Genomic DNA, 25,651 nt, shown 5'->3' on the forward strand with positions numbered 1-25,651 from the left:
CCTTTCTGTTTGAATTTAGGTCCTGATCAGAGGCTGCTGTCCAGCGCCGCCAGAATCGCGTCACCCATTTCGGTGGTCGAGACCGGCTGAACGCCTTCATCGGCCAGCAGGTCGCCAGTGCGAACACCGTCGGCCAGCACTTTCTCGATCGCGGCTTCAAGACGATCTGCTTCTTCAAGCTGATCAAAGCTGTAGCGCAGCGCCATGGCGAAGCTGAGGATACAGGCGATTGGGTTAGCTTTTCCCTGACCGGTAATATCCGGGGCAGAGCCATGGACGGGTTCGTACATCGCCTTGGGACGGCCGTTCGCCATCGGAGCACCCAAGCTGGCCGAAGGCAACATACCCAGCGAGCCGGTTAGCATCGCGGCGCAATCCGACAGGATGTCGCCGAACAGGTTGTCTGTCAGGATGACGTCAAACTGCTTTGGCGCGCGCACCAGTTGCATGGCGCCGTTATCGGCATACATATGGCTCAGCTCTACCTCTGGGTATTCCTTGGCGACACGGTCCACGACCTCGCGCCACAGGATGCCTGATTCCATCACGTTGGCCTTCTCCATGGAGCAGACCTTTTTGTTCCGGCGCATCGCCAATTCAAAGGCGGATCGCGCGGCGCGTTCGATCTCGGATTCGGTATAACGCTGGGTGTTGATACCGACACGCTCATTGCCTTCCTCGAAGATACCGCGCGGCTCGCCGAAATAAACGCCCGAGGTCAGCTCGCGCACAATCATGATGTCCAGACCAGCGACGATGTCCTTTTTCAGCGACGAGAAATCGGCCAGCGCGTCAAAGCACTGCGCCGGGCGCAGGTTGGAATACAGGTCCATTTCCTTGCGCAGACGCAGCAACCCGCGTTCGGGCTTAAGGCTGAAATCCAGATCGTCGTATTTCGGGCCGCCCACGGCCCCCAGCAGAACGGCGTCGACCTCTTGTGCCTTGGCCATGGTCTCGTCCGACAGGGGCTTGCCGTGCGCGTCATAGGCTGCACCGCCCACCAGATCCTCGCTCACGTCAAAGTGAAGGCCGCGCTTTTCGCCGAACCAATCGATTACTCTGCGCACTTCGGCCATGACTTCGGGGCCAATTCCGTCTCCGGGCAGGATGAGGAGCGAGGGGTTGGACATGAAGGATCTCCTTGCGTTTCGTCGCAAAGGCCCTAGCGTCTGCGCCGCATCGGGTCAATGAGACGATCCGGCCAAATCACGAGGAAAACACATGTTGATACCGGGAAACACCGTTCCTGAGCTGAAAATTGAAACTGTGGGCCATGGACGTTTCGATCTGGATGCCGACAAGGGCGAGAACGGCACGCTGGTGATTCAGTATCGCGGCCTGCACTGCCCGATCTGCATCAAACAAATGACTGAGGTCGAAGCGGCGTTGGAAGAGTTTGCCGAACTGGGGGTCGAAGTGATCATGATCACCACAGACACGGCCGAGCGTGCATCTGAAACGGCCGACAAAGCTGGTGTTTCGAAACTACGTGTGGGTCACAGCCTGCCGTTGGCGGCGGCGCGGGAGGATTGGGGGCTGAACATCTCGACCGCGCGCGAAGGCAGTGCGGAACCTGACCTGTTTGCCGAGCCCGGCCATTTCTACATCTCGCCGGAGCGGACGCTTTATTATGCGTGGCAACAGACGACGCCGTTTGGTCGTCCAAGCATGTCCGACATTGTTGGCGGTTTGAAATTTACGCTGGGCAACAATTACCCGCCGCGCGGTACCTATACCGGCGCGCTTTAAAGGCTGGCTTTCAACCCTTCGGCCAGCAAATCCCAGACCCTGCGAATGCGCGGGGTCTGACGCATGGCCTGCGGTGCGGCCAGCCAGATTGGTAGCGACAGAACATCAAGGTCGGGCAGCAAGATTTCGACATCCGGGTCGGCCTTTGCCACCTGAACCTGTGTAAAGCCGATACCACAGCCTGCGCGGACCAGTTGCCAGTAGGCGCTTTGCAGATCACACCTAGTGGCAAAGCTGTCCCTGCTGGCGGGCCAGCCGCGCTCGCGCATCTTGGTGATCATCAGCTCATTAGCGTCAAAGCCAACCAAATCGTAGTTGAACAGTTCTTCTGGCTGCTGTGGCCGTCCAGCGCGATCCAGATAAGATCGGGCGGCGCAGAAACAAAGTTGCAAATCCCCAAGATGGCGCGAGATGAGATCCAACTGCTCGGGCCTATAGGCGCGCACGGCAATGTCGGCTTCGCGATACAGCAGGTTCTCGATGGTATCCGTTGCGACCAACTCCAACTGAATGGCTGGTTCCTGGGCCCGGATCTGTGCCAGAATCGGCGGCAGCAAGTGATGCGACGCGAAAACCGAAGCGGTGATGCGCACCGTCCCCTCCAGTTGCTGTGCCTGACCCGCCGCCGCCAGACTGAATGACGTCATCGCCGAATGCATCTGTTGCGCCATCGGCAGCAGTTGCGCGCCAACATCGCTGAGTTTCAGGCCGCGGGCATGCCGGTCGAACAGGGACACGCCCAGCTCATCCTCAAGCGCGTGGATTTGGCGGCCCAGCGTAGGCTGGCTTCGGTCCAGTTGCCGCGCTGCTGCCGAAAGCGAGCCGGTCTGAGCCACGGCCAGAAAGCTTTGGATGAGAGACCAGTCGGCATGAGTAAGAGATTTGTCCATTCAGAAATGAATACACATTCTGAGAATGGCGGCAATTGCCGGGCTGAATTGAATGGGTCAGTGCGAGTGCCGGTCAGGTACTGCGACGTCGACCCAGACCAAACGGTGCCTGCTGGCCCGTTCTGCGGCGTCGCGAAGGGGCGTGCCCGGTTCAGGCCAAAACACGTCCGCCGCGACAACTTTAAGATCGGCCGAGGGCAGCACGTAATCCACCCGCATTTCACCCACGGCTTTCCAGACCACGGTGGTCTGGTCCTGCGATGGATCACCTGCGTGCGGGTCCTGCAGGCGCGGGTCGTCCAGAAGGGCCTGAATCGTCTCTGACCGTCCGTCACCGCGTGCCGGGTCTAGGTTGGCATCCCCAGCGATCACGAACGGGCGCTGCGGTTTGCGCCCCAGTTTTCCGTCCAGCACCGCAGACCAAAGGCGGATTTCGTCGCGGTTGCGCAGCCCGTTTCGGTCCTCGGGGCCATCGAACACGGGCGGGGCGGCGTGAAAAGTCATCACGTCTAGCGCGCCGATGGGCGTGTCAACTGGCACGATCCAATGGGCCACAGCCGACAGGCGCTGAATGCGTTGTGCCTGTTCAGACGGGAAAGGGCCGTCGTCAGTGACCGGCAGTTGCGCGCCTGGCAGGTCGCGCCACAGCAGGTCGGTGAACGTCTGCATGTCCTTCGTGCGGATAGGGTGTTGCGAGAGCACCGCAAGCCCGCCCTGACCGGTGAAGCGCCCCCAGCCTTGCGCGTCTGCCGGGCCGTAGGCGCGCCCGTCTCCGTTCAGGTCCAGAGATGTCTCGAGCCCCGCATTGGGTTGGGCCGAAAAATGATAGGGGTAGTCTAATCCAGCAGCACGCAACTGGCCGACCAAAGCGGCCAAGGCCAGACCGTCCATATCCCAGTCGATGCCTTGCAGGCTGACAACATCCGGACGGACGGCGACCAGCACATCGACGACCGCTTGTACCTGAAGATCGCCGCGCTGAATATCGCGCAGCAGCAATCCCGGCCCATCCCGACTGAGTTCTGTGTTGAAGGTGGCAATGCGCAGGGGTTCCGCCTGTGCCATCACCGGCAACAGCAACAGAAGAAGGATGCGGATCATGCGGCTTGGGTGGACTCGGTCGTGGAGTAGGCGCGGCGTTTTTCGACGATCAGATTGGCGATGCGCAAGGTTGCCATACCCCGCATGATCATGGAGGCAGGCAGGAAGGCCCAGGCGCTCATGGTCCAGATCATGGTCTGAGGATTGCTCAGCGAGATCGGGTTGGCATAGTCAGTCAGCAATTTGATCACGGCCGGGATCAGAAATGGCAGCAGCACCCCAATCGAGATATTCAGGCGACCGTCCCGTTGCAGGCGGGTGACGACATCCCCACCCTTGGTCGGATCAAACAACGGCAGGTTGGTCCAGACATTGAACGCGCCATTGCCGGTGGGCCAGCCGCGCATCTTCACCGCGTAGGCAAAGCTGGCAACGGTCACTAGCGCGGCAACATAAGCGACGCTGGCCGAGATACGCACCAGCTCGATCAGCGGCGCGCTGGCATCGGCGGGCAGCACCAACACGACCAGACGAACCGGCGAATAGGGAAAATCAACCACATTGGCGACGCCCAGACCCAGCGCATAAAAAAGCGCCGTCAGATCGCTGGGCGCATAGGCGTTCTTACAAATCAGCGTCAAAAAGGTGACCATCGACATCAATCCGACAAAGCGCAATCGGTTCACAGGCGGTGCGTCGCGGAATTCGATAAAGCTGGGAAAGGCCGAGTTGTATTCAGCGAAAGTCAGAAAGAATGCGAGAATGGCGAGAAAGACGACAATCTCGGTCCCATTCGTTGACGATACGGGCAAGTACAACGCGGGGGTCAGTACCATCAAGGCAACCAAAATTCCCCGAATTGCCGCCCCTGTTGTGCGCGCAATCACTATCCGAACCCTTTCCAAACCGGAGTAGCCGATTCTTTGCCGACTTACGTTCCAACTTGTGCCCGCCGCTTAATATTCTGACGGTTGCCTCTGTCTCGCCAACATTACGATAAGCGGCATTTCGCTCAAGCCAAGGTGCAGGAAACACGCAGTTTCGGGCAAAATGATGGCGCAACTGGTGCGGTATTGCATCATTTTTGACGCAAATCCGACGTGTATCTCAAAGTGATACCTATATCTTGTAGCTTCTCGTTTTTTAACCCCAAGAATACGAATGGGGCCGCCGAGGCGACCCCATTAGGTTGAGTATCCACAGGTTAATCCACAGAATCACACCCAGGGGCGGGCCTGACCTGCGTGATCTTCGAATTTGTCGATATGGTGGTCTTTTTCCATCGTCAGGCCGATATCGTCCAGGCCGTTCAGCAAGCAGTGCTTGCGATGGGGGTCGACTTCAAACTCGATGACGACACCATCCGATGTCGTGATCTGCTGATCTTCCAGATGCACGGTCATGCGGGCGTTTTGGCCTTTATGGGCGTCGTCCATCAACAGCGCGTGATGCTCTTCTTCGACCACGATCGGCAGAATGCCGTTCTTGAAGCAGTTGTTATAGAAGATGTCGGCAAAGCTGGTCGAGATCACCACCTTGATACCGAAATCCTTGATCGCCCAGGGCGCGTGTTCGCGCGAAGAGCCGCAGCCGAAATTGTCGCCTGCCACCAGAATCTCGGTTTCACGATAGGCGGGTTGGTTCAGGACGAAATCTTCGTTCTCCTGCCCGTCATCGTGATAGCGCATCTCGTCAAACAGCACGACGCCAAGGCCGGACCGTTTGATGGTTTTCAGATGCACTTTCGGAATGATCATATCAGTGTCGATATTGATCAACGGCATTGGGGCAGCCACCCCTTGGACTTTTTCAAACTTTTCCATGTTCACACTCCTGCGGGAGAGGGCTGCGCCCGTGCCCCGCGTTTAAGCCTGTTTCGCTTCCATTGTTTCGTCTTTGGGTGCGTTCTTGACGAAGAACGCCATGAAGACCAATCCGAACCCGTTGAACAGCATCTCGATGCCCAGGAAGATCCCCAGAATACTCAGCAGAGTCTGCGGTTCCTTGCCCACATAGGTCCAGATGATAGCGGCGAGGATGATCGACAAGATGCCTGAGATCATCGTGGGCCAGAAAAACTGCGTTCCTTTCATCTGGAACGACAGAATGACCCGCGCAATGCCGCCTGCCATGAACAGAAGCAGCATCACCGTCGCCAGGGTCAGGGTTCCCTGCAGTGGATGATCCAGAAAGGACCAACCCAGAAACAGCATCACCGCACCCATAATAAGTGACAGGATCTTGTTGCCGGTGCCTTCGACGGAGAATCCGCCCACAACCTGCAACGCGCCTGCAATCAGCAGCAACACTCCGGTCACCACTGTTACTGCAACCGAAGCCGCAATTGCGTTGCCCAGCGCAAAGACGCCAAATGCAATCGACAGCAGCCCCAGCAGAAGCCATTTGATCCAGTCACTCATGTGTTCAATCCCTCAAATATCTAGATATGAGGGGACCTTACATCAATTCGCGGACGTCTGTCAGCCGTCCCGTGATTGCCGCTGCGGCAGCCATCGCCGGGCTTAGCAGATGGGTGCGCCCGCCCCGGCCCTGACGGCCTTCGAAGTTGCGGTTTGAGGTCGCGGCGCAGCGCTCCCCCGGTGCCAGCTGATCCGGGTTCATCGCCAGGCACATCGAACACCCAGCCAAACGCCATTCAAACCCGGCCTCTTTGAAGATATCCGCCAAACCCTCTTCTTCGGCCTGTGCGCGAACCAGACCCGAGCCGGGAACGATCATGGCCCGCAGACCATCCTTGATCTTTTTACCCTTCAGGATTTCGGCGGCAGCACGCAGGTCTTCGATCCGGCCATTGGTGCAGGATCCGATAAAGACGGTGTCGATTTCCACATCGCTCAGCTTTTGACCGGCTTCCAATCCCATGTATTCGATCGAGCGGCGGGCCGCCTCTACCTTGCCGCCTTCGAAATCCTCGGGGTTCGGCACGGTTGCGGTGATCGGCAGGACGTCTTCGGGGCTGGTGCCCCATGTGACGACTGGCGCAATGTCTTCGCCGCGCAGAGTGATAACCTTGTCAAAATGTGCGTCTTCGTCGGTGTAGAGCGTTTTCCACCAGTTCAAAGCCGCTTCCCATTGCGCACCCTTCGGCGCGTGGGGGCGTCCTTTGACATATTCATATGTGGTCTCGTCCGGCGCGATCAGGCCGGCACGCGCGCCGCCTTCGATGGCCATGTTGCAGACGGTCATGCGGCCTTCCATGGACAAATCGCGGATCGCTTCGCCGCAATACTCGATGACATATCCGGTGCCGCCAGCGGTGCCGGTCTCACCGATCACGGCCAGAGTAATGTCCTTGGCGGTCACGCCCGGCTGCAATTTGCCGGTGATCTCGACCTTCATGTTCTTGGATTTCTTCTGGATCAGAGTCTGCGTGGCCAGAACATGCTCGACCTCGGAGGTGCCGATGCCGTGCGCCAGCGCACCAAACGCGCCATGGGTGGCGGTGTGGCTGTCGCCGCAGACGACGGTCATGCCGGGCAGGGTCCAGCCCTGTTCCGGGCCGACGATGTGCACGATGCCCTGACGCACGTCATGCACCGGGTAATAGTGAATGCCAAAATCCTTGGCGTTCTTGTCCAGCGCTTCGACCTGAATGCGCGATTCCGGGTTTTCGATCCCGTTCACCCGATCCGGTGTCGTTGGCACGTTGTGGTCCGGCACGGCGATGGTCTTTTCCGGTGCGCGCACCTTGCGGCCCGCAATGCGCAGGCCTTCGAACGCCTGTGGGCTGGTCACTTCGTGTACCAGATGGCGGTCGATATACAGCAGGCAGGTGCCATCATCGGCTTCGTGCGCGACATGGGCATCCCAGATCTTGTCATAGAGTGTTTTGGGGGACATTGGTCCTCTCCCGTATTTAGATGAGAAATAGCTGGCGAGTGGCTGGACGCGCCTTATAGGCAGGCCAGAACCGTACGGGCGGCCCCAAAGAACCGTTCACGCAGGCGCGTGCGGTCTTGCAACGTTGGTGCAGGGGCCAGATTGAGTCTCATGGGCACCAGATATATCGGGCTTAGCCGTCAATCAAGGTTCAATCCGGTGTCGGACTTGCATCATGCGGCGGTGCTGTCCAAGCTGGGGCCATGAACCAAGATCTGATCCCCAGTTCGCTGTCGGACCTCTATAATAACATGGTCGCGGGTTTTTCCGTGCAATTCGAAAACCTTGTCGAACTAATCGTCACTCCGGGCTGGCGGCAGCATCAGCTGGTCATCATTGTGGTTCTGTGGGCGTTGGCCTTTCTTCTGAAACTGATAACACAAGGCCGGTGGGAGGCCTGGGCCCGGTCCCGCACTGGTTGGCCAAAATGGCGGTTGCGGACCCTCGTGCAACTGATGCAGCGCCTGACTTTGGTTTATTTCGTGGTGATGTCCTGGGCGCTGTATCTGCTGATGCAACATATCACATGGCCCTCGCGCAGCTACATTATCGGAGTCGTCGCGACCTTGGCCTTGGCGTGGCTGGCCATTGCCCTTGTGGCGCGGCTGGTGCGCAACCGGACGCTGCGGCGGATATTCAAATGGGCCATGTGGGTCTATGCAACGCTTATTGCGCTGAATCTGACCGATGACGTGGCCGAGTTTCTGGACGGGGTGGCGATTTCCATTGGCGATCTGCACATCTCGGCTTTGGGGATCATCAAGGCGGTTCTGCTGATCGGCATTTTGCTGACGCTGGCCCGTATTGGCACCCGCGCAGCCGAGCGGGGATTGATGAGCAATGACGACATCACCCCTTCCATGCAGGTTCTGTTGGCCAAGGGCATTCAGGTGCTGCTGTATGGGGCTGTCTTTATGGCCGCTATCCGCACGCTTGGGTTCGACCTGACCGGTATCGCGCTGTTGTCCGGTGCTATTGGCGTGGGCATCGGGTTCGGGCTGCAAAAGGTGGTGTCGAACCTGATTTCCGGGATCATCATTCTGATGGACCGGTCGATCAAGCCGGGCGATGTGATCTCGTTGGGCGACACGTTCGGTTGGATCAATGCGCTGGGCGCGCGTTATGTCTCGGTCGTGACGCGGGACGGGCGGGAATACCTGATCCCGAACGAGGATTTGATCACCAATCAGGTGGTGAACTGGTCGCATTCCGACAAATTCGTGCGGTTGGATCTGGAATTTGGCACCAGCTATGACGATGACCCGCACAATGTCCGTGCGACGGCCATCCGTGCCGTCAAGTCGGTGACGCGCGTTCTAAGTGGCGGCAAGCACGAGCCGGTTTGCCATATCACCGGGTTCGGTGACAACAGCGTGGATTATGTCCTGAGGTTTTGGATCAGTGATCCCACCAAAGGCCTGACCAATATCCGCGGCAATGTCTATCTGGCCCTGTGGGATGCGTTCCAATCCGAAGGCATTTCCATCCCCTTCCCGCAGCGCGAGGTTCGGTTGCTGTCCGACGCAGCCACGCAACAGGTCGCCAAAGAGTGATCCCCTGTGCGCCCTGCATAGCGGCGTTTCATTGAATTGTTGCATTCCCCTTGCTACCTTATTAGGACCCCAGCGCCGGGGACTTGGCGGCGCGCAGCAAAGGAGGACTATGTTCTGTCTCTACATACCCAGGCGGGTTTGCCCGCCGATGATGGTGCCAGTGTAATGGCACACTCTCAGTCAATCAGCGACAAGCTGCTTGAACGTATCCTTTCCTCACTATCCGATGACAAGGCCGAAGATGTCGTGCAGATCAACCTGCAGGGCAAATCCTCGGTTGCGGATCACATGGTGATTGCCTCGGGTCGGTCGACCCGTCAGGTCTCGGCCATGGCGGAAAAGCTGACGGATCGCATCAAGCAGGAATTCGGTTTCACCTCGAAGGTCGAAGGCAAGGATGCCGGCGACTGGGTGCTGATCGATACGGGCGACGTGATCGTCCATATCTTCCGCCCCGAAGTGCGTGAATTCTATCAGCTGGAAAAGATGTGGCTGCCTCAGGGCGGCAACGCCTCGGCGAACTGAGGCGCCATCCCGGTCTTCATTAACAGGCCGGCGGCGAGAGAAATATGCGTATAAGCATTTGTGCGGTCGGGCGATTGCGCGCCGGACCGGAGAAGAACTTGCTTGATGACTACCTGACCCGATTTGACCGGACCGGCCGCGCGCTGGGCCTTGGTCCTGCACGTGTAATCGAGGTTGAGGACAAGAAAAACGCAGGGATGAGCGCCGAGGGTGCGCTGCTGCGCAAGGCGCTGCCAAAGGGAGCTGTAATCTGCACCTTGGACGAACGTGGGCGGGTGATGTCATCGCCGGATTTCGCCAAGAAGCTGGGCGGATGGCGCGATGCCGGGCGTCAGGATCTGGCGCTGATTATCGGCGGGGCGGACGGAATAGACCCTAATCTGAAGGCAGAGGCCGATTTTTCCATCTCATTCGGGTCGATGGTCTGGCCCCATATGCTGGTCCGTGTGATGCTGGCCGAGCAACTTTACCGGGCTACAACCATCCTGTCGGGCGGCCCCTATCACCGGGTCTGACATGGCGCAGCTATTGATCGTCTACCATTCGCGCACCGGCGGGGCCCGGCAAATGGCCGAAGCCGCAGCTGAGGCCGCACGTGATGAGACCGACACCATTCTGAAACCCGCCGATCTGGCCGGACCCGAGGATTTGTTGCGCGCCGATGGCTATCTGTTCTGCACGCCCGAGAATCTGGCCGCTATTTCGGGTCTGATGAAAGAGTTTTTCGACCGCTGTTATTACCCTGTTCTAGGCAGGATCGAAGGCCGCCCCTACACGCAGATGGTATGTGCCGGGTCGGATGGCGAGAACGCCGCGCGCCAAATAGCCCGGATCGCCACCGGCTGGCGGTTGAAAGAGGTACAACCGCCGCTGATTATCTGCACCCACGCGCAAACACCCGAGGCGATTCTGGCCGAAAAAACTATCCCGGATGATCAACTTAACCAATGTCGCGAGATCGGTGCTGCTTTGGCTGCGGGTCTGAGTCTGGGCGTCTTCTGACCCTCAGTTCAGATCAACTACCGTGGTGTCTTCGTTCCAGCCATCGACATTGCAGCGCGCCTGAATCTGAACTTGCATGACACTTTCGGGAATAGCCACACCGCTCAGCGACCGGGTAAAGGGCTGCTCGGTTTCGTGTGGATGGTGCAACACGCGCATCCCCAGCTCGTTGCCGTCCATATCCAGCACGCGCCAGCCATCAGCATAGTGATCCCAGCCGGTGTCGGGATGGCGGATTGTCACGTCGAATCGCCACGTATCGCCGCTCTGACGGGCTGAGACATTTTCGATCATCGACGGATCTGCAAGGGCAGGGCTGGCCAAAAGGGCACAAAGAATCAAATATCGCATGAGGCGACCATAGGGCTTTCAGTGCGTCTGCGTCATCACGAACCTGTGGTGGTGGCATCTCGTGCGCCAACTGCGGTGAAAACACCAATACAAGTTCTACCCAGGCCAATGCCTCGACACAGTACGTGATCAAGAGAACTTGCCAGAAGTCAAAATTGGTAATATTAATTTACCAAAATGGAGAGACCGCCATGGACATGCCAAGCCCAAACCCTGACATTCTTCGCCGCAGGGAAGCCGTTCTGCAGCAATTACTGCAAGTTCTGCCTAAAGATGCCGTGATCCATGATCCTGCGGAAACCCTTGCTTATGAATGCGATGCGCTGACTGCGTACAAATGCCCTCCAATGCTGGCAGTTCTGCCGGAGACCACGGAACAGGTCTCGGATGTGCTGCGCATCTGCCATGCCGAAGGTGTGCCAGTGGTGCCGCGCGGTTCGGGAACATCGCTGGCGGGTGGGGCATTGCCGACGGCGGATAGTATAATTCTGGGCGTTTCGCGCATGAATGATGTGCTTGAAGCGGACTATGATAACCGGTTCATTCGGGTTCAGACCGGTCGCACCAACCTGAGCGTGACCGGTGCGATGGAAGAAGAAGACTTTTTCTACGCCCCCGATCCCTCCTCGCAACTGGCCTGCGCCATCGGGGGCAATATTGCGATGAATTCCGGCGGCGCTCATTGCCTGAAATACGGTGTGACCACGAACAATCTTATGGGCGTGACCATGGTGATGATGGATGGCAGCGTGGTCGAAATCGGTGGTGCGCATCTGGATGCCGGTGGGTTGGACCTGCTGGGGGTGATCTGCGGATCAGAAGGACAGCTGGGTGTCGTGACCGAGGCAACGCTGCGCATCCTGCGCAAACCCGAAGACGCTCGGCCGGTTCTGATAGGGTTCGACGACAACGAGGTCGCTGGTCATTGCGTCTCGGATATCATCAAGTCGGGCATCCTGCCGGTTGCTATCGAATTTATGGATACGCTGTGCATCAAAACCTGCGAGAACTTTGCCAAGGCAGGCTATCCCGATTGTACGGCGCTGCTGATCATCGAGGTCGAAGGGTCCAAGGCCGAGATCGACTATCAGCTGTCGAAGATTGTCGAGATCGCCAAGCGCCATAACCCGGTTGAAATTCGCGAAAGCAAATCGGCTGAGGAAAGCGCGAAAATCTGGCTGGGCCGGAAATCGGCCTTTGGCGCCGTGGGACAGATGAACGATTATATGTGTCTGGACGGCACGATCCCGGTCTCGTCCCTGCCCGAAGTGCTGCGCCGGATCAATGAGATGAGCGACGAATACGGCCTGCTTGTCGGCAATGTGTTCCATGCAGGTGACGGCAACATGCACCCGCTGATCCTGTTTGACGCCAACAAACCCGGTGATCTTGAGAAATGCGAGGCGTTTGGCGCCGATATCCTTCGCCTATGTGTGGACGTTGGGGGCTGCCTGACCGGTGAGCACGGCGTGGGCGTTGAAAAGCGGGATCTGATGTCACATCAATACGCGCCGCAGGACCTTGAGGCGCAGATGATGGTCAAGGATGTGTTCGATCCGGGCTGGTTGCTGAACCCCGCCAAAGTATTCCCTCTGGATGCATCAGCGTCTCGGCGCGAAGTACGTCTGGCTGCGGAATAATAGACACTAATATAGAAGAAGCGTGATGAAACCCAAGACGGAAACCGAACTTGCCGAGATGGTGGCCGGGCTGAGCCATCCGGTGCGCATTGCCGGTGGCGGCACCCGTGGCATAGGCGGACCTGACGCAACCATCCAGACCACCGGCCTAGGTGACATAACCCTGTATGAACCCGGCGCGCTGACCCTTGTGGCGCAGGCCGGAACGCCCCTGGCCGAAATCGAGGAAGCGTTAAAGGCAGAAGGTCAGCAACTGCCGTTTGAGCCCATGGACCATCGTGGCCTGCTGGGCACGGTCGGAGAGCCCACAATCGGTGGCGTCGTTGCTGCCAATATCTCAGGTCCGCGACGGATTCAGGCCGGGGCCTGCCGTGATCTTCTGCTGGGTGTGCGCTATGTCGATGGCAAAGGACAGGTGATCAAGAATGGCGGCCGGGTGATGAAAAACGTCACTGGAATTGACTTGGTCAAGCTGATGGCGGGGTCCTGGGGCACGCTTGGTATTTTGACCGAAGTGTCGCTGAAAGTGCTGCCAAAGCCTGAGGCGAGTGCAACACTGGCGGTTCAGGTCCCGGGTGCCGTAGGTGCGGTTAAGGCCATGTCCGCGGCACTGAAATCTCCGTTTGAAGTTAACGGGGCTGCATATGACCCGCAAGACGGGCGCGCATTTCTGCGAATCGAAGGGTTTTCGGATTCGGTTTCCTATCGTACTGATCGGTTGAAATCTGTGCTTGGCGAATTTGGTGAGATCGCCGAGGTCACGGACACTGCAGATCTGTGGCGCGACCTGCGTGATGTTAAGCCGTTTCAGGGTCATGATGGGGATATTTGGCGGATTTCCGTCAAACCAGGTGACGCGCCTGATGTTTCGGCGCGTCTGGCGGCGGACCAACTTCTATTTGACTGGGGCGGAGGCCTGATCTGGGTACGGGTTCCACAAGGAACTGATCTGCGTGCACGTTTGGGCGCATTTGACGGTCACGCGACACTGATGCGGGCGGATGCTCAAACGATAGAAGCTATGGGCCGGTTTCAGCCTGAAACTACCGCAATAAAGACTCTAACAAAAGGGTTGAGGCAGCGTTTCGATCCGCACGGCATCTTCAATCCGGGGCTGATGGGATAAGCTGATGCAGACGACTTTTACCGAAAAACAGCTGCAAGACCCGGCGATCCAGCGCGCGAATGAAATCCTGCGCAGCTGTGTGCACTGCGGGTTCTGCACCGCCACTTGCCCGACCTATCAGGTGCTGGGCGATGAGCTCGACAGCCCGCGCGGACGTATCTACCTGATCAAGGATATGCTTGAGAATGAGCGTGTGCCCGATGAGAAAACCGTCAAGCATATCGACCGTTGCCTGTCCTGTCTGGCCTGCATGACCACGTGCCCGTCGGGCGTGCATTATATGCATCTGGTCGATCACGCGCGGGACTATATCGAACAGAATTACAAGCGCCCCTTCAGTGATCGCGCGATGCGCTGGGTGCTGGCGCAAATTCTGCCCTATCCAATGCGGTTCCGCTGGGCGCTACTTGGGGCAAAACTGGGCCGCCCATTTCGCTTCCTCATGCCCGATGCGCGGCTGCGTGCGATGCTGGATATGGCACCCAAGACTATCCCTCCGGTCAGTCGCAATGACGACCCGCAAAGCTTTGTGTCCGTAGGACCGCGCAAGAAGCGCGTGGCTTTGATGACAGGCTGTGCGCAAAAGGCGCTGAACACCGATATCAATGACGCAACTATCCGGCTGCTAACCCGGTTGGGGTGCGAGGTTGTGGTGGCCGAAGGTGCCGGGTGCTGTGGTGCGTTGACCCATCACATGGGCAAGACCAGCGACAGTCACAAAGCAGCCGCGGCCAATATCACGGCTTGGACAGCCGAGATGGATGGCGGCGGTCTGGACGCCATCGTCATCAACACATCGGGCTGCGGCACAACAGTCAAGGATTACGGTCATATGTTCCGCAATGATCCCTTGGCCGAAGACGCGGCGCGGGTGGCGGATATTGCGATGGATGTCAGTGAATTGTTGATGCAGTTGGATCTTCCCGAAGGTAAGGCCCAGAACTTGACAGTTGCTTATCACGCCGCCTGTTCCCTGCAGCACGGGCAGAAGATCAAATCCCATCCCAAGACCTTGCTGAAAAAGGCCGGTTTCGCAGTAGTAGAGCCTTCTGACAGCCATCTGTGCTGCGGCAGTGCCGGTACGTATAACCTGATGCAGCCGGAAATCTCAGGCCAGTTGAAACAGCGCAAGGTGAGAACGCTCGAGGCAAAGAATCCCGACATGATCGCGGCGGGCAATATCGGCTGCATGATGCAAATCGGTTCGGGCACGGATATACCGATTTTGCACACGGTCGAGCTGTTGGATTGGGCTACCGGTGGTCCCAAACCACGAACCTTGCAGCCAGGCATCACATCGGATGTTCCGATCTTAAAGTAAGCCCGGCTGATGCAGGGTTGCATCAGTTGCCGGGTGAAACCAAACCCGGTGCGGCCGCCCTATTTTCGCCCCACCCCGACCGTAGGAAGGTACTCCAACAGCAACGCCGGAGAACCGCTTGCGAAACTGGATCAGGGCATTCGCGCTGGCGTTCATGCCGATGGCGGCCGCGGCGCAGGACAGTGGGCTGAAAAGCCTGGATACCACCGATGCAGGGCGGGCGTGGATGGCCGTCGGGCGTTTGGATATCAACGGATCGGGGTTTTGCACCGGCACACTGATCGCGCCAAACCTGGTGCTGACAGCCGCGCATTGCCTGTATGACAAGACAACCGGTCAACGAATCGACCTGTCCGGGGTCGAGTTTCTGGCGGCGTGGCGCCTGGGCCGAGCATCCGCCTACCGCGCGGCGCGGCGGGCAGTGGTGCATCCAGATTATAGCTACGTCGACGAAACCTCGGCCGAGCGGCTGCGCAATGACATTGCATTGATCGAGCTGTGGCAACCCATCCGCAACACCACCGTGATCCCTTTTGAGACAGGCGATCGGCCACGTCGCGGGGAAGAGGTGGGCGTGGTCTCATACGGGCGGGACCGGGCTGAAGCCCCGGCGCTGCAAGAGGTCTGCTCGGTCATGACCCGTCGATCTGATGTTCTGGTGATGTCCTGCGATGTCGAGTTTGGATCATCCGGTGCGCCGGTCTTTTCCTTCGACGGCGACCGCCCGCGTATTGTGTCCGTTGTGGCCGCCAAAGCCGAGTTTAACGGCCAGCGCGTCGCGGTCGGTACTCCGGTCGAAGGGTCGCTGAGTCTGTTGCAGGCTGAATTATTGGCTGGTCGCGGGTTTTTGGCTGCAAGTCCTGATGGAGCATCCAAAAGAAATATAGGCGCAAGGTTTATCAAGCCATGATACGATTTTTGTTGAGCACTTTGTTATGTCTGTCTGTCCTGACGACCGCGTCCCATGCGCAAAGCGCCAAGCGCAGGCTGACCGATCGCGACGACCTTTATGGGTGGGAGGGCATCGGGCGATTGGACATCGGCACCGAGGGGTTCTGCACCGGCACGTTGATTGCTCAGGACTTGGTTCTGACGGCCGCCCATTGCGCCTTAGAAAAGGCAACAGGCCAGCCTTATGCGCCCGGCAAAGTGACCTTTCGAGCAGGGCTGAGCGATGGCAAGGCGCTGGCTGATCGCAAGGTTGTGCAGATCGCAGTGCATCCGGATTACACTAATCAGCCCGAGCTGTCGGCCGCCTCTGTCCGGGCGGATGTCGCCTTGATGCGGCTTGAACAACCTATACCCTATTCCGTGGCCAACCCTTTTGCCCTGCATAGCGGGCGGGTGGACGGGAATGAGGTGAGTATCGCCTCATACGGACGTGGCCGGTCCGAGGCGATCACGCGTGAACGGTCCTGCCGGATATTGCAACGGCGGCAGGGTCTGGTCACCTTTAACTGCGACATTACCTTTGGTTCATCCGGCTCGGCGTTGCTGGCACGGCACGGCCCGAGATGGCAGATTTTATCGGTGGTTTCGGCGGTCGGAACCGACGGGCGCCAGAAGGTCGGGTTCGGTATGGAACTGTCTGGAATCGTTGCCGAACTCAAGGCTGATCTGCGCCGTGACGCGCCCCAGCCCAAGGCTGCGATTCGTCGGCTTCAGGTGGGGTCCGGTAAATCCAGTTCCGGTGCCAAATTCATCTCGTCTGACGGGTCTTGAACTGGGTCAAAATGCTCCCCATGTGAAATGTACCGGGTCGCCGTGAACGGGGCCTGGCATACTCAATCGCCCGTCCGTACGGAGGGCAAATCGTAGATCGCTCAGACATGAGGATATGACACATGCGTACTTTTGATTTTGCACCACTGCACCGCGCCACCATCGGTTTCGACCAGATCGCAGACATGATGGACCGTGTACTGACCAATGATGTGGCTCAGCCCAGCTATCCGCCCTATAACATCGAAAAAACCGATGCCGACACCTATCGCATCTCGGTTGCGGTTGCCGGTTTTTCGGAAAATGACCTGTCGGTCGAAGTAAAGGAAAACGCGCTGATCGTCGCCGGCAAGAAAGCCGCCGAAGATAAAGAGCGCAGCTATCTGCACCGTGGCATCGCCACCCGCGCATTCGAGCGCCGCTTTGCGCTGGCTGACCATGTGCGCGTCACCGGCGCGAACCATGAAAATGGCATGCTGAATATCGACCTCAAGCGCGAGGTGCCCGAGGCCCTGAAATCGCGCCGGATCGAGATTGCTTCGGCCAATGCCATTGAAAAGGACGTGGTTGACGCCAAAGCCGTAAACTAAAGCGGCAGACTCTCACGCCGCGGCGGCCTCCTCCTCTCTGGGCCGTCGCACCATGCGCCCCGCGTTCCTCCAGACGCGGGGCGTTGTTTTTTGGGTCATCAAGTGGTCGCTATTCGGGAGAAACCTGCCTTTTTCACTTGGCGCCCAAACTCCGCCTCGTGTTTCTTGCGATGTAGCCAAACAAAATATGTGACACTGACTCAGAGTTCTCCTTCGACAAGAGAAAACAATTCGATTGGGCGAGCAAGGCCACGAACTTCGTGCAACCCACAAGAGGAAAACAGATCAGGCGAGGCGCCAGCAATCGCTGATGTCGCCAGCACTCTACGGCGAATAGATTTAGTTAACCCCTCAATTCGACTGGCAACGTTCACTGCGCCGCCGAGAACCGTAAAATCAAGTCTTCCGGGACTGCCGATGTTGCCATAGCTGACTTGTCCAACATTGATCCCGATCCCAACGTCCAAAGGCGGCTTTTTGGTTTCAACGCGGCGACGGTTGAGGGCCGTCAAACCGGCCAATACACTTTGTGCGGCTTGCGCAGCCTTTCGGCATCGGTCGGCGTGATCAGCCTGAGTTGCGATGGTGAAGATCGAGAGAATCCCGTCACCCATGAACTTGAGAACATCGCCACCGTTATCTTCCACCGACTGAACAACCAGATCAAAGTAGCCGCTCAGCGCGTCAAAAACATCTGCCTCGGGTGCTGCTTCGGAAAGCGCTGTGAAACCTCGTAAATCAGAAAACATGACGACCGCATCAACTGTCGTACGTTCGCCTCGCTTTATCCGCCCGTTCCACACGGCATCGGAGGGCCCATCGCCAAGATATGTTCGTAGTAGCCCCTTGGCTGACTTTCGCATCGTGACAGGTTCCAAAGCGGAAGACAGAGCAGGTAATGCTGCTTCAATCAATTCCAGATGTCGTGGTGAAAAGCCGTCTCGTTCCTGCGTGACAAATGTGCAGCCGTGCAGAGATCCGTCGCCATAATACATCAAAGTGGCATAGTAATCTGTGCCACCTAACTCAGCGAATTCAAGATACGAGGAATGATCAGTCTTTGGATCCAGTTGTCGCAGACTTTTGTGCAGAGGTTTTCTGTGCTCCAGAATGTACTCAAATGAGCTCCCAACATACCCTTCTGTCAACATTGTTTCATGAGTTACGTCGTAGCTGTCGGTCCCATCAGGTGTCCAAACGACCCCCCATGCAATGAGTAGCGGATTGGCGAATCGCTGACCGATATTGACCCGCCAGAGCGGCACACCTTCCTCAATTAAGGACGAGCAGAAATGAGAAACCACTTTCACGGGGTCGCCTGAGCGGCGTCCTTCGGTAATCATCCAGTCGGTTAGTTGTGCTACAGAGGCCATGTTCTCAAACTAGTCTCTTGCACAAGATGATCAAAGAACCTTGGCTCTATTTTGAGCTATGTAATTCCAACCCGTTTCTCAACGCGCCCAGGTCAGTTCATTCAGTGTGCGGTCTGGAAAGTGTGTTTTCCTACTCTTCAAAATGCGCTGTTACGAACGTCCTTGATGGGTTGGGTTCGACCAAATGCATACGCAATAGCAGTTTCGTACGGCAATGCCGGCCTTGGGCTCAAAGCCTACAATAAAAATCTCCCACGAAAATCTACACGGAGCCAACCCTGCGTATGGGCTGAAGGTTTGTTCCCTCGGCCCCCGGCTCAATCGACCAGAACAGAGTAGCGCCGAGGAGACATTGTCGGTCATCCTAATACGCTTCGTCCGTGGTCAGGTCGGGCTACGTTTCGCGTTGAGTTTCGGCGCCGTCCATTGAAGTATGGTGGCGCTTTGGATGCGCTTTTGTGGCAAGCGCATCCAGATATGGGATCGGCTGAATCAGACCGACATGCAAATGTATTTCATCTCAAGGTAGTCTTCCATGCCGTGATGGCTGCCTTCGCGACCCAGGCCGGATTGTTTGACGCCGCCAAAAGGGCCCAGTTCGGTCGAGATGATACCGGTGTTCACGCCGACGATGCCGTATTCCAGCGCCTCGGCCACTTTGTAGACACGGCTCAGGTCCTTGGCATAGAAATACGAGGCCAGACCAAAGATCGTGTCATTGGCCATGGCGATCACATCATCCACGTCCCCGAATTTGAACAGAGGGGCCAGCGGGCCAAAGGTTTCCTCTTGCGCGACTTTCATATCCTGCGTCACGCCGGTGACGATGGTGGGCTGGAAAAATGTGCCGCCCAGATCGTGCGGCAGGCCGCCGGTCAGGATAACGCCGCCTTTTTCGGTGGCATCAGCGATGTGTTCGCGAACCTTGGCCACGGCCTCGTCACTGATCAGCGGGCCGGTGGTGATGCCTTGGTTCAGGCCGTCGCCGACTTGCAGGGCCTCGGTTGCGGCTTTCAGCTTGGCGGCGAAGGCGTCATAGACTCCGGCCTGCACATAGATACGGTTGGCGCAAACACAGGTCTGGCCGTTATTACGGAACTTGCACATCATAGCACCTTCGACAGCCGCATCCAGATCGGCATCGTCGAATACGATGAACGGCGCATTGCCGCCCAGCTCCATCGAGCACTTCATCACCTGATCGGCGGCCTGACGCAGCAGGATACGCCCAACCTCGGTCGAACCGGTAAAGGTCAGCTTGCGCACTCCGGGGTTTTCACAGAACTCCTTGCCGATCTCGCTGGACCGCGATGACGGTACAACGTTGAACACGCCCGCAGGTACACCCGCCTGTTCCGCCAGTAACGCCAGCACCAGCGCCGACAATGGGGTTTCTGTGGCCGGACGGGCCACAAAGGCGCAGCCCGCGGCCAGCGCCGGGGCCGCCTTGCGTGTGATCATCGCGGTGGGAAAATTCCACGGGGTGATCGAGGCCGCCACGCCGATGGGCTGTTTCAGCACCGTGATCCGCTTGTCGCGCTGGTGGCCTGGAATGGTTTCACCGTAAACACGTTTGGCTTCTTCGCCGAAGAATTCGATGAACGAGGCACCATACGCAATTTCACCCACGGCCTCGGCCAGCGGCTTGCCCTGTTCGGCGGTCAGGATCTTGCCCAGATCCTCAGCGTTTTCCATCATCAGATCGAACCAGCGGCGCAGGATTGCAGCGCGTTCCTTGCCCGTCAGCTTGGCCCATGCCTTTTGCGCAGCCTCTGCCTGCGCGATGGCGCCCGCTACCTGTGCGCGGCTGACATCTGCAACCTCGGCCACCACATCCCCGCGGGCGGGGTTGGTCACCGCAAATGTGCCATTGTCGCCATCCACCCACTGGCCGCCGATATAGGCTTTGGTCACCAGCAGGTCAGGGTTTTTCAGAATGGATTTCAGATCGGTTGTCGCGTCCAGCATGGGTCAGCCTCCGGCAGAAAATTGGTTCAACGCACCCAATCAGGTGGGGTCTGAATTGTCTATGTCCACTATTGCCAGCGGATCAATCCAGAATTGATCAAAATCAATGGGATCTGGTTGGTATTTCGCGCCTATCTTTTTCAGGCTGAGTTTGCCAAAGTTTGCGGGAATTTTGGACCCAAGGGGATGTAAATACCCGTAACATTTCCTATCTTATTGGGTAATTAAAGAAAAAAAGGGATAGCAGCGATGTCGAACCATCAATTTGACGCCTTGATCGAAGAAACTCAGGCGAAAGTCCGTGAAAGCCAATCACAGATCGAAGGGCTGACCTCACGTATTGAAGCCGCCCGCGCCAAGATCGGCACGGCCGAGGCCAATATCGACATCGAAAACGCCACGCTTGAGGATGTGCACGCTCATACCGAAGTGATGAACGCCAATATCGCCGAGCTGATCATGGGGCTGGACGACGTCACCAGCGCCTTTTCCAAGGATTTTGACGAAATGCGCTCGAAATCCGGGTGGGAGACGTTTGTCGGCATCTTCTCGAAAGGCAAATCCGAGTCGATGCGGCAGGAACGCATGCGCACTGCCAATATCGACGACAAGCTGCAGGATCTGATCGCCAAGTCCGACGTGATTGTGCAATTGCTGCAAGGGCAACTGTCCGTGCTGGAAGAACAGCGCGTGAAGGTCGAAGATAACCTGACTGGCACGCTGGATGACCGTGAGGCGACCGTGGCTGAACTGGAGGCTCTGCGGGCCGAAATTCAGGGCATGGACCCGACGATTATTACTCTGGAAAATAAGATCAGTGTCGAACAGGACGCAGCCGCGCGGACCCAGTTGGAAACCGAACTGGCCGAGTTGAACAAGCAATACAATGCCAAGGTTCAGGAAGAGCAGGTCAAGCTGGCCAAGTCACAAACGCTGGAGCGCTACATCGAAAAGGGCAAGACCTGGGTCGACTCCCTACAGAACCAGGCGGCGACGCAGATGGTGCTGATCAACAAGCTGCAGACAGACACGCAGCAGCGCGTGGTACTGTATGACGCCCTGACCAAATCGCTGAAAACCGCGCAGCAGCAGGACGTGGCCCACCGCATCAACGAGATCGGCGTGCAAACCGATCAGGAGGCGCAAACCGCCATGGCCGCCATCGGCACCGCGACCAACCAGAAGATGGCCGACATGCTTGAGGCGCACGAGGACCACATGGTCTTTGCCCGCGACGTGCTGGAGAAGAAGGCCAAGGCGGATGAGCGTTTTGCGCGCCGGTTCGCGTCGATTGTCGAGAAGCATGATAAGAACTTGTACGGCGGATGAATGTTGCGTTTTTCGGACGTCAACTGGTCAACTTTTGGCAAACCAAACAACTTGTCCAGTTGGGTGGCAAGCTGGTTAGGTCTGGTCTTCGTTCTATGGCTTATCTACCTAGCCGTGGGGTTCAAGCCATGGATGCTGGTTATTCCTCTTGTCCAGATTGTTCATTTCAAATTCAGTTGGTTGACGAGGAATGAAGACTAGCTCCCAAAAAAGACTGGCTTTTTTCAGTAGCCAACCCGAAGGAGGTTCTCTTTTTGAGTGACCCCACCCAAGACCATGTCGGCCTGACCGACACCTTCGCCTCACGCCGCTATTTCCGCAAATTCGAGGTGATCACCGCCCATCTCCTGCGCGTGGCCGCGACGATGGAGGCCGAAGGAGCGATCAGCAAGCAAGAGGTGCGGATCGTGTCGCGCTACCTCTCGGGGTTGCTCTACACCTTCCGTGCGCTCAGCATGAAATACCTGCTGGTCGGGCGCGATACAGGGCGGTTCTTTGGCAGCCTCGCCATGGACAAGCGCGACAGCGGCTTTCCGGTGGCGGCCGAGTTGCTGACCATGGCCAATGACGCGCAACAGGCGCAGGTGCATCTGGCAAATATGCCCTCGGAAGACGACCTGAAAACCGACATGGTGCGAACGATCATCGGTGATCAGGAAATCCCGACCAAGCTGCAATTCGCGCTGTCCCAAAGGCTCTATTACGAGGAATTGCTGAAAGGTCAGCTGTTCTGGGCCCGCAACGATCCTGAATGCCACTGGATCGGAAATGAGGGGGACCGGCGCAAGTTCATGATCCACTGGGCGGTCTATGACAGTCAGATCAACCTGCCGGTCATCTACCTGATGCAGTTGGAGGACAGCGGAAAGACCGCATTGCCAAAAGACCAGCGCCGCTGGCCCGAGGTGCAGGCGCATCTGATGGCACAGTCCTTGGGCGGGTTGAAACTGGTAACCATCGCCAAAGGCTTCGATCAGGACTTCGACGACCTGCACCCCAAACACCTGCGTCGTATCCATGTGGGGCCGATGTATTCCTCGGCTTATACCGAACAATCCGGCCCTTTGCGGCAGGTGCTGGAGGACGCGCAGTCTCCGCAAGGTCAGGATTGGGCGTTGGCCTGGACCACCGAGGAACTGGAAAGCGAAGACGTGATCGAAGAACGCGCCGGTTGGTTCTCGACCGTCGAGCGCGAGGTCTTTGCGTTGGACCCATTTGGCGGTCAGGGCGCCGAGACCGGGGCCACACGCACCCAACGCTCGATCATTCTACCCCAGCGCCCCTTTCAGGTGCTGGCCGAACGCAAGCCACCGGGCTTTGCCGATGTGCGCAAGTTTGTCGTCAGCAAGGCCGGTCAGGTTCTGAGATATTGAGACCAGAGGCGGGCTGAAGCCCGCCCTACAGAATTTAAGTAGGCCGGGCTTCAACCCGGCATTGCGAGGAAGAAGATGAGTTTGACGTCAGATCAGATGGAATTGCGCGAAGACGACATTCGCAAACATTATCCGGCAGCGACTGCTTTGCTAAATGGTTTCGAGCACGCGCCGCGGATTGCAAAGCCGGTGGAGACGTCGACGGAACGGTCGCCGGGGGTGTCGACCGGACGGAGGTTTCGGTCCACCACGCCGGGTTTGGTGACACGGCGCACAGTGCGCGCAGACGGGGTGCATTTGGTCGAACGGATCGAGGCCTCGGATGATGGCGATGCGCTGGTCTCGCCACCGCAGGCCACTACGCAGCAGGCAATCCGCCGTGCGGTTGCCATCGCTCTGGCGGTGAGTGAGGCCTACGCCGAACAGACACCCTTGGCAGACTTGAAACGCGCGAACCTTGCGGGCGATTTGCCCGCCGCGCGCAAGACCGAATTCTCGGAACTGCTGACGGCCGAGGCTCTGATCACCTCGCACACCTTCGGCAATGCGCTGGCGTACTTAATGTCCTCGCATCTGGGAGAGACCACCGTCGATATCGGAGAGATCGAAGAGGTCCTGACCGACAATGGCCAGCTCGCCCTGCACGGCGCGTTGTGGGAGCTGGACCAGACGCTGGCCAAACATGCCCCCGACGATGCCCTCCTGATTGCCGCCACCAGCGCCTATGCCGAACAACTGATGGAAAAGGCCGCTCTGCGCGCCCAATCCGCAGGCCACCTGGCCCCGTTCCAAAACGCCGCCTGGCATATTGAGGCCGACGATCTGACGATCAGGGGCTTCGAACCAGCATCAAAGGCAAAATCCACCACCCTCACCATGACGTTCAAGAAACCGAACGAGGTGGTCGGCAACCATATCGCCAAATATCAAGCGATGAAGCTGGCCAAGATGGTGATGGCCTATGATTTCGACCGCCGCCTTAACCCGTTTGCGGAACTCGGTGGGTTCATCTTCACCTTCATGGGCGACGGCAAACCGGGCACCGGCAAGACCACCCTGATTCAGATGATGGCCGGGCTGATCAACGATTATTGTCAGATCGCGGGCTATCCGTTCCGCTATCAGAACCTAAGCACAGACAATATCGACAGCTATCAGGGCAAATCCGGCCAGAATGCCAAGGCATTCATCAATACGATCATCGACCCCTCGGTCATCGGATTTGGTACCATCGACGATATCGACCAGCTGGCGGGCAAACGCGGTGACCGGCAGTCGTCAGCCGGTCAGCTGGAAATCACCGCCGTGCTGATGGAGAGCTTTGCGGGTGCCAACACCGTTGTGCGCGGCAATTGCACCTTTGGCATGTTCTCGAACTACCCCGAGAATGTGGACGACGCTCTGCGACAGCGGGCGGGCGCGCGGTTTCTGGTGGACGGGCCGCAAACGCGCGAGGATTACATCGACATCCTGCACCTGCTGATGGGCCGCAACCACGACATCCCACTGGGCGAACACGAAGCCTATGCCGCGCAGGAAATCAAAAAGGCCGTCGCCGCCAGCTTCGAAAGCCATTCCCGCCCGCATGAGGATGCTCTGCTGCAGGTCTATGACCGGGTTTCGGCTCAGATCGGCCAGATGGACACGATCGCGAAGCTGGGCACCTACCTCAAGGCGATCCAAGCCGCTGATGAGCGCTTCACCGGCCGCGCGATCAAGAACATCACCGACGCGGTCAAGGTCCGCGCGATGGATTTCGAACTGCCCGACGAATGGATGGAAAACCCCGGCCTGTTCCTGTTCCGCGACTACAACACCAAGAAGGCCATGATCGAGGACCTGCGCCAGCCGATCACGGTTGAGATGGTGATCCAGGAAATCAACCGCTACGCCGACAGCGAGTTCCGCTATGCCGACAAGAGCGACGAGGTCGCCATCGAAGACGCCGTCCGCGAGATGGGCCGGATGGAAGAGGCTAAGCGGCGGTATCTGGAGGGCAAGGTGTGAGTGTCGAATGGGTACTATTGTTCTTAGCCAGCACCGTTTTTCTCGTAGACGTAGTCGTTTTTCGGCTGGGATTTCCTATGGAGAAGAAGCACTTCAGGTTATTCCGTTTTTTGATGTGGTATAGTGCTGTATCCTTGGCGCTTTTGATTTTGTTCCTCATTCTTTGGGCGGTGTTCGCGCAAAACCTTGAT

At 57.9% G+C, this 25,651-nt stretch carries 24 protein-coding genes; 14 read left to right on the top strand and 10 right to left on the bottom strand.

The window, feature by feature from the left end; translation table 11 throughout:
- Positions 1-26 precede the first annotated feature (26 nt).
- Positions 27-1,130, bottom strand: coding sequence for a 3-isopropylmalate dehydrogenase (gene leuB / locus RUE5091_RS11700; RefSeq protein ID WP_058282108.1), 1,104 nt, complete (start codon positions 1,128-1,130; stop codon positions 27-29).
- Positions 1,131-1,221: 91 nt separating this feature from the next.
- Between leuB and RUE5091_RS11705 the strand changes: the two genes are divergently transcribed.
- Complete coding sequence (locus RUE5091_RS11705; RefSeq protein WP_058282109.1) at positions 1,222-1,749, top strand: redoxin domain-containing protein; 528 nt, start codon at positions 1,222-1,224, stop codon at positions 1,747-1,749.
- Here the strand turns inward: RUE5091_RS11705 and RUE5091_RS11710 are convergent.
- The 6 genes from RUE5091_RS11710 to leuC all read right to left on the bottom strand — a co-directional run bounded on the left by RUE5091_RS11710 (position 1,746) and on the right by leuC (position 7,541).
- A complete protein-coding gene (locus RUE5091_RS11710; protein WP_058282110.1) occupies positions 1,746-2,639 on the bottom strand; it encodes a LysR family transcriptional regulator in 894 nt (297 codons plus the stop codon). The genes RUE5091_RS11705 and RUE5091_RS11710 overlap by 4 nt on opposite strands.
- 57 nt (positions 2,640-2,696) lie before the next feature.
- The gene (locus RUE5091_RS11715; RefSeq protein WP_058282111.1) at positions 2,697-3,740 is read right to left on the bottom strand and encodes an endonuclease/exonuclease/phosphatase family protein; all 1,044 of its coding nucleotides are present in this window, start codon (positions 3,738-3,740) and stop codon (positions 2,697-2,699) included.
- Positions 3,737-4,516: a hypothetical protein gene (locus RUE5091_RS11720; RefSeq protein ID WP_243470768.1), complete on the bottom strand. Its 780-nt coding sequence runs from the start codon at positions 4,514-4,516 to the stop codon at positions 3,737-3,739. The genes RUE5091_RS11715 and RUE5091_RS11720 overlap by 4 nt, the downstream gene beginning before the upstream one ends.
- A gap of 381 nt (positions 4,517-4,897) precedes the next feature.
- Entirely contained in the window at positions 4,898-5,503 is a 606-nt protein-coding gene (gene leuD, locus RUE5091_RS11725) for a 3-isopropylmalate dehydratase small subunit (RefSeq protein ID WP_058282113.1), read from the bottom strand.
- 42 nt (positions 5,504-5,545) lie between these two features.
- Complete coding sequence (locus RUE5091_RS11730; RefSeq protein ID WP_058282114.1) at positions 5,546-6,100, bottom strand: HdeD family acid-resistance protein; 555 nt, start codon at positions 6,098-6,100, stop codon at positions 5,546-5,548.
- Positions 6,101-6,137: 37 nt separating this feature from the next.
- A complete protein-coding gene (leuC, locus tag RUE5091_RS11735; RefSeq protein ID WP_058282115.1) occupies positions 6,138-7,541 on the bottom strand; it encodes a 3-isopropylmalate dehydratase large subunit in 1,404 nt (467 codons plus the stop codon).
- A gap of 242 nt (positions 7,542-7,783) precedes the next feature.
- Between leuC and RUE5091_RS11740 the strand changes: the two genes are divergently transcribed.
- The 4 genes from RUE5091_RS11740 to RUE5091_RS11755 all read left to right on the top strand — a co-directional run bounded on the left by RUE5091_RS11740 (position 7,784) and on the right by RUE5091_RS11755 (position 10,660).
- Positions 7,784-9,133 carry a mechanosensitive ion channel family protein gene (locus tag RUE5091_RS11740; protein WP_058282116.1) on the top strand — a complete coding sequence of 450 codons (1,350 nt, stop codon included), beginning with the start codon at positions 7,784-7,786 and terminating at the stop codon, positions 9,131-9,133.
- Positions 9,134-9,298: 165 nt separating this feature from the next.
- Complete coding sequence (gene rsfS / locus RUE5091_RS11745) at positions 9,299-9,658, top strand: ribosome silencing factor (RefSeq protein ID WP_058282117.1); 360 nt, start codon at positions 9,299-9,301, stop codon at positions 9,656-9,658.
- Positions 9,659-9,702: 44 nt separating this feature from the next.
- Entirely contained in the window at positions 9,703-10,173 is a 471-nt protein-coding gene (rlmH, locus tag RUE5091_RS11750; protein WP_058282118.1) for a 23S rRNA (pseudouridine(1915)-N(3))-methyltransferase RlmH, read from the top strand.
- A gap of 1 nt (position 10,174) precedes the next feature.
- A complete protein-coding gene (locus tag RUE5091_RS11755) occupies positions 10,175-10,660 on the top strand; it encodes a flavodoxin family protein (protein WP_058282119.1) in 486 nt (161 codons plus the stop codon).
- A gap of 3 nt (positions 10,661-10,663) precedes the next feature.
- On the opposite strand, the gene RUE5091_RS11760 is transcribed toward RUE5091_RS11755, so the two are convergent.
- Entirely contained in the window at positions 10,664-11,011 is a 348-nt protein-coding gene (locus RUE5091_RS11760) for a hypothetical protein (protein WP_058282120.1), read from the bottom strand.
- A gap of 191 nt (positions 11,012-11,202) precedes the next feature.
- Between RUE5091_RS11760 and RUE5091_RS11765 the strand changes: the two genes are divergently transcribed.
- The 6 genes from RUE5091_RS11765 to RUE5091_RS11790 all read left to right on the top strand — a co-directional run bounded on the left by RUE5091_RS11765 (position 11,203) and on the right by RUE5091_RS11790 (position 17,410).
- The gene (locus tag RUE5091_RS11765; RefSeq protein WP_058282121.1) at positions 11,203-12,651 is read left to right on the top strand and encodes an FAD-linked oxidase C-terminal domain-containing protein; all 1,449 of its coding nucleotides are present in this window, start codon (positions 11,203-11,205) and stop codon (positions 12,649-12,651) included.
- A 25-nt stretch (positions 12,652-12,676) separates the two neighbouring features.
- Positions 12,677-13,777, top strand: coding sequence for an FAD-binding protein (locus tag RUE5091_RS11770; protein ID WP_058282122.1), 1,101 nt, complete (start codon positions 12,677-12,679; stop codon positions 13,775-13,777).
- 4 nt (positions 13,778-13,781) lie between these two features.
- Positions 13,782-15,098: a glycolate oxidase subunit GlcF gene (glcF, locus tag RUE5091_RS11775; RefSeq protein ID WP_058282123.1), complete on the top strand. Its 1,317-nt coding sequence runs from the start codon at positions 13,782-13,784 to the stop codon at positions 15,096-15,098.
- A gap of 118 nt (positions 15,099-15,216) precedes the next feature.
- Complete coding sequence (locus tag RUE5091_RS11780; RefSeq protein ID WP_058282124.1) at positions 15,217-16,008, top strand: trypsin-like serine peptidase; 792 nt, start codon at positions 15,217-15,219, stop codon at positions 16,006-16,008.
- A gap of 11 nt (positions 16,009-16,019) precedes the next feature.
- Entirely contained in the window at positions 16,020-16,820 is an 801-nt protein-coding gene (locus tag RUE5091_RS11785) for a trypsin-like serine peptidase (protein WP_243470769.1), read from the top strand.
- A gap of 122 nt (positions 16,821-16,942) precedes the next feature.
- The gene (locus RUE5091_RS11790) at positions 16,943-17,410 is read left to right on the top strand and encodes an Hsp20 family protein (protein ID WP_058282126.1); all 468 of its coding nucleotides are present in this window, start codon (positions 16,943-16,945) and stop codon (positions 17,408-17,410) included.
- A 200-nt stretch (positions 17,411-17,610) separates the two neighbouring features.
- Here the strand turns inward: RUE5091_RS11790 and RUE5091_RS11795 are convergent, their stop codons facing one another.
- Together RUE5091_RS11795 and RUE5091_RS11800 are read right to left on the bottom strand one after the other, a co-directional pair.
- The gene (locus RUE5091_RS11795; RefSeq protein ID WP_058282127.1) at positions 17,611-18,783 is read right to left on the bottom strand and encodes an adenylate/guanylate cyclase domain-containing protein; all 1,173 of its coding nucleotides are present in this window, start codon (positions 18,781-18,783) and stop codon (positions 17,611-17,613) included.
- 492 nt (positions 18,784-19,275) lie between these two features.
- Positions 19,276-20,751, bottom strand: a complete 1,476-nt coding sequence (locus RUE5091_RS11800; RefSeq protein WP_058282128.1) for an NAD-dependent succinate-semialdehyde dehydrogenase — start codon at positions 20,749-20,751, stop codon at positions 19,276-19,278.
- Between the two features lie 249 nt (positions 20,752-21,000).
- On the opposite strand from RUE5091_RS11800, the gene RUE5091_RS11805 reads away from it, so the two are divergent.
- From RUE5091_RS11805 to RUE5091_RS11820, 3 genes are all read left to right on the top strand, one after another.
- A complete protein-coding gene (locus tag RUE5091_RS11805; protein ID WP_058282129.1) occupies positions 21,001-22,080 on the top strand; it encodes a hypothetical protein in 1,080 nt (359 codons plus the stop codon).
- 254 nt (positions 22,081-22,334) lie between these two features.
- Complete coding sequence (locus RUE5091_RS11815; RefSeq protein ID WP_058282131.1) at positions 22,335-23,453, top strand: hypothetical protein; 1,119 nt, start codon at positions 22,335-22,337, stop codon at positions 23,451-23,453.
- Positions 23,454-23,528: 75 nt separating this feature from the next.
- A complete protein-coding gene (locus RUE5091_RS11820; RefSeq protein WP_058282132.1) occupies positions 23,529-25,460 on the top strand; it encodes an AAA family ATPase in 1,932 nt (643 codons plus the stop codon).
- Positions 25,461-25,651 lie beyond the last annotated feature (191 nt).

The sequence above is a fragment of the Ruegeria denitrificans genome (assembly GCF_001458295.1).
GTDB classification, from domain to species: Bacteria; Pseudomonadota; Alphaproteobacteria; order Rhodobacterales; family Rhodobacteraceae; genus Ruegeria; species Ruegeria denitrificans.

Coding starts and splice junctions, on each gene's coding strand:
- leuB (WP_058282108.1), bottom strand. CDS start 1,130: ATGTCCAACCCCTCGCTCCTCATCCTGCCCGGAGACGGAATTGGCCCC.
- RUE5091_RS11705 (WP_058282109.1), top strand. CDS start 1,222: ATGTTGATACCGGGAAACACCGTTCCTGAGCTGAAAATTGAAACTGTG.
- RUE5091_RS11710 (WP_058282110.1), bottom strand. CDS start 2,639: ATGGACAAATCTCTTACTCATGCCGACTGGTCTCTCATCCAAAGCTTT.
- RUE5091_RS11715 (WP_058282111.1), bottom strand. CDS start 3,740: ATGATCCGCATCCTTCTTCTGTTGCTGTTGCCGGTGATGGCACAGGCG.
- RUE5091_RS11720 (WP_243470768.1), bottom strand. CDS start 4,516: ATGGTACTGACCCCCGCGTTGTACTTGCCCGTATCGTCAACGAATGGG.
- leuD (WP_058282113.1), bottom strand. CDS start 5,503: ATGGAAAAGTTTGAAAAAGTCCAAGGGGTGGCTGCCCCAATGCCGTTG.
- RUE5091_RS11730 (WP_058282114.1), bottom strand. CDS start 6,100: ATGAGTGACTGGATCAAATGGCTTCTGCTGGGGCTGCTGTCGATTGCA.
- leuC (WP_058282115.1), bottom strand. CDS start 7,541: ATGTCCCCCAAAACACTCTATGACAAGATCTGGGATGCCCATGTCGCG.
- RUE5091_RS11740 (WP_058282116.1), top strand. CDS start 7,784: ATGAACCAAGATCTGATCCCCAGTTCGCTGTCGGACCTCTATAATAAC.
- rsfS (WP_058282117.1), top strand. CDS start 9,299: ATGGCACACTCTCAGTCAATCAGCGACAAGCTGCTTGAACGTATCCTT.
- rlmH (WP_058282118.1), top strand. CDS start 9,703: ATGCGTATAAGCATTTGTGCGGTCGGGCGATTGCGCGCCGGACCGGAG.
- RUE5091_RS11755 (WP_058282119.1), top strand. CDS start 10,175: ATGGCGCAGCTATTGATCGTCTACCATTCGCGCACCGGCGGGGCCCGG.
- RUE5091_RS11760 (WP_058282120.1), bottom strand. CDS start 11,011: ATGCGATATTTGATTCTTTGTGCCCTTTTGGCCAGCCCTGCCCTTGCA.
- RUE5091_RS11765 (WP_058282121.1), top strand. CDS start 11,203: ATGGACATGCCAAGCCCAAACCCTGACATTCTTCGCCGCAGGGAAGCC.
- RUE5091_RS11770 (WP_058282122.1), top strand. CDS start 12,677: ATGAAACCCAAGACGGAAACCGAACTTGCCGAGATGGTGGCCGGGCTG.
- glcF (WP_058282123.1), top strand. CDS start 13,782: ATGCAGACGACTTTTACCGAAAAACAGCTGCAAGACCCGGCGATCCAG.
- RUE5091_RS11790 (WP_058282126.1), top strand. CDS start 16,943: ATGCGTACTTTTGATTTTGCACCACTGCACCGCGCCACCATCGGTTTC.
- RUE5091_RS11795 (WP_058282127.1), bottom strand. CDS start 18,783: ATGGCCTCTGTAGCACAACTAACCGACTGGATGATTACCGAAGGACGC.
- RUE5091_RS11800 (WP_058282128.1), bottom strand. CDS start 20,751: ATGCTGGACGCGACAACCGATCTGAAATCCATTCTGAAAAACCCTGAC.
- RUE5091_RS11805 (WP_058282129.1), top strand. CDS start 21,001: ATGTCGAACCATCAATTTGACGCCTTGATCGAAGAAACTCAGGCGAAA.
- RUE5091_RS11820 (WP_058282132.1), top strand. CDS start 23,529: ATGAGTTTGACGTCAGATCAGATGGAATTGCGCGAAGACGACATTCGC.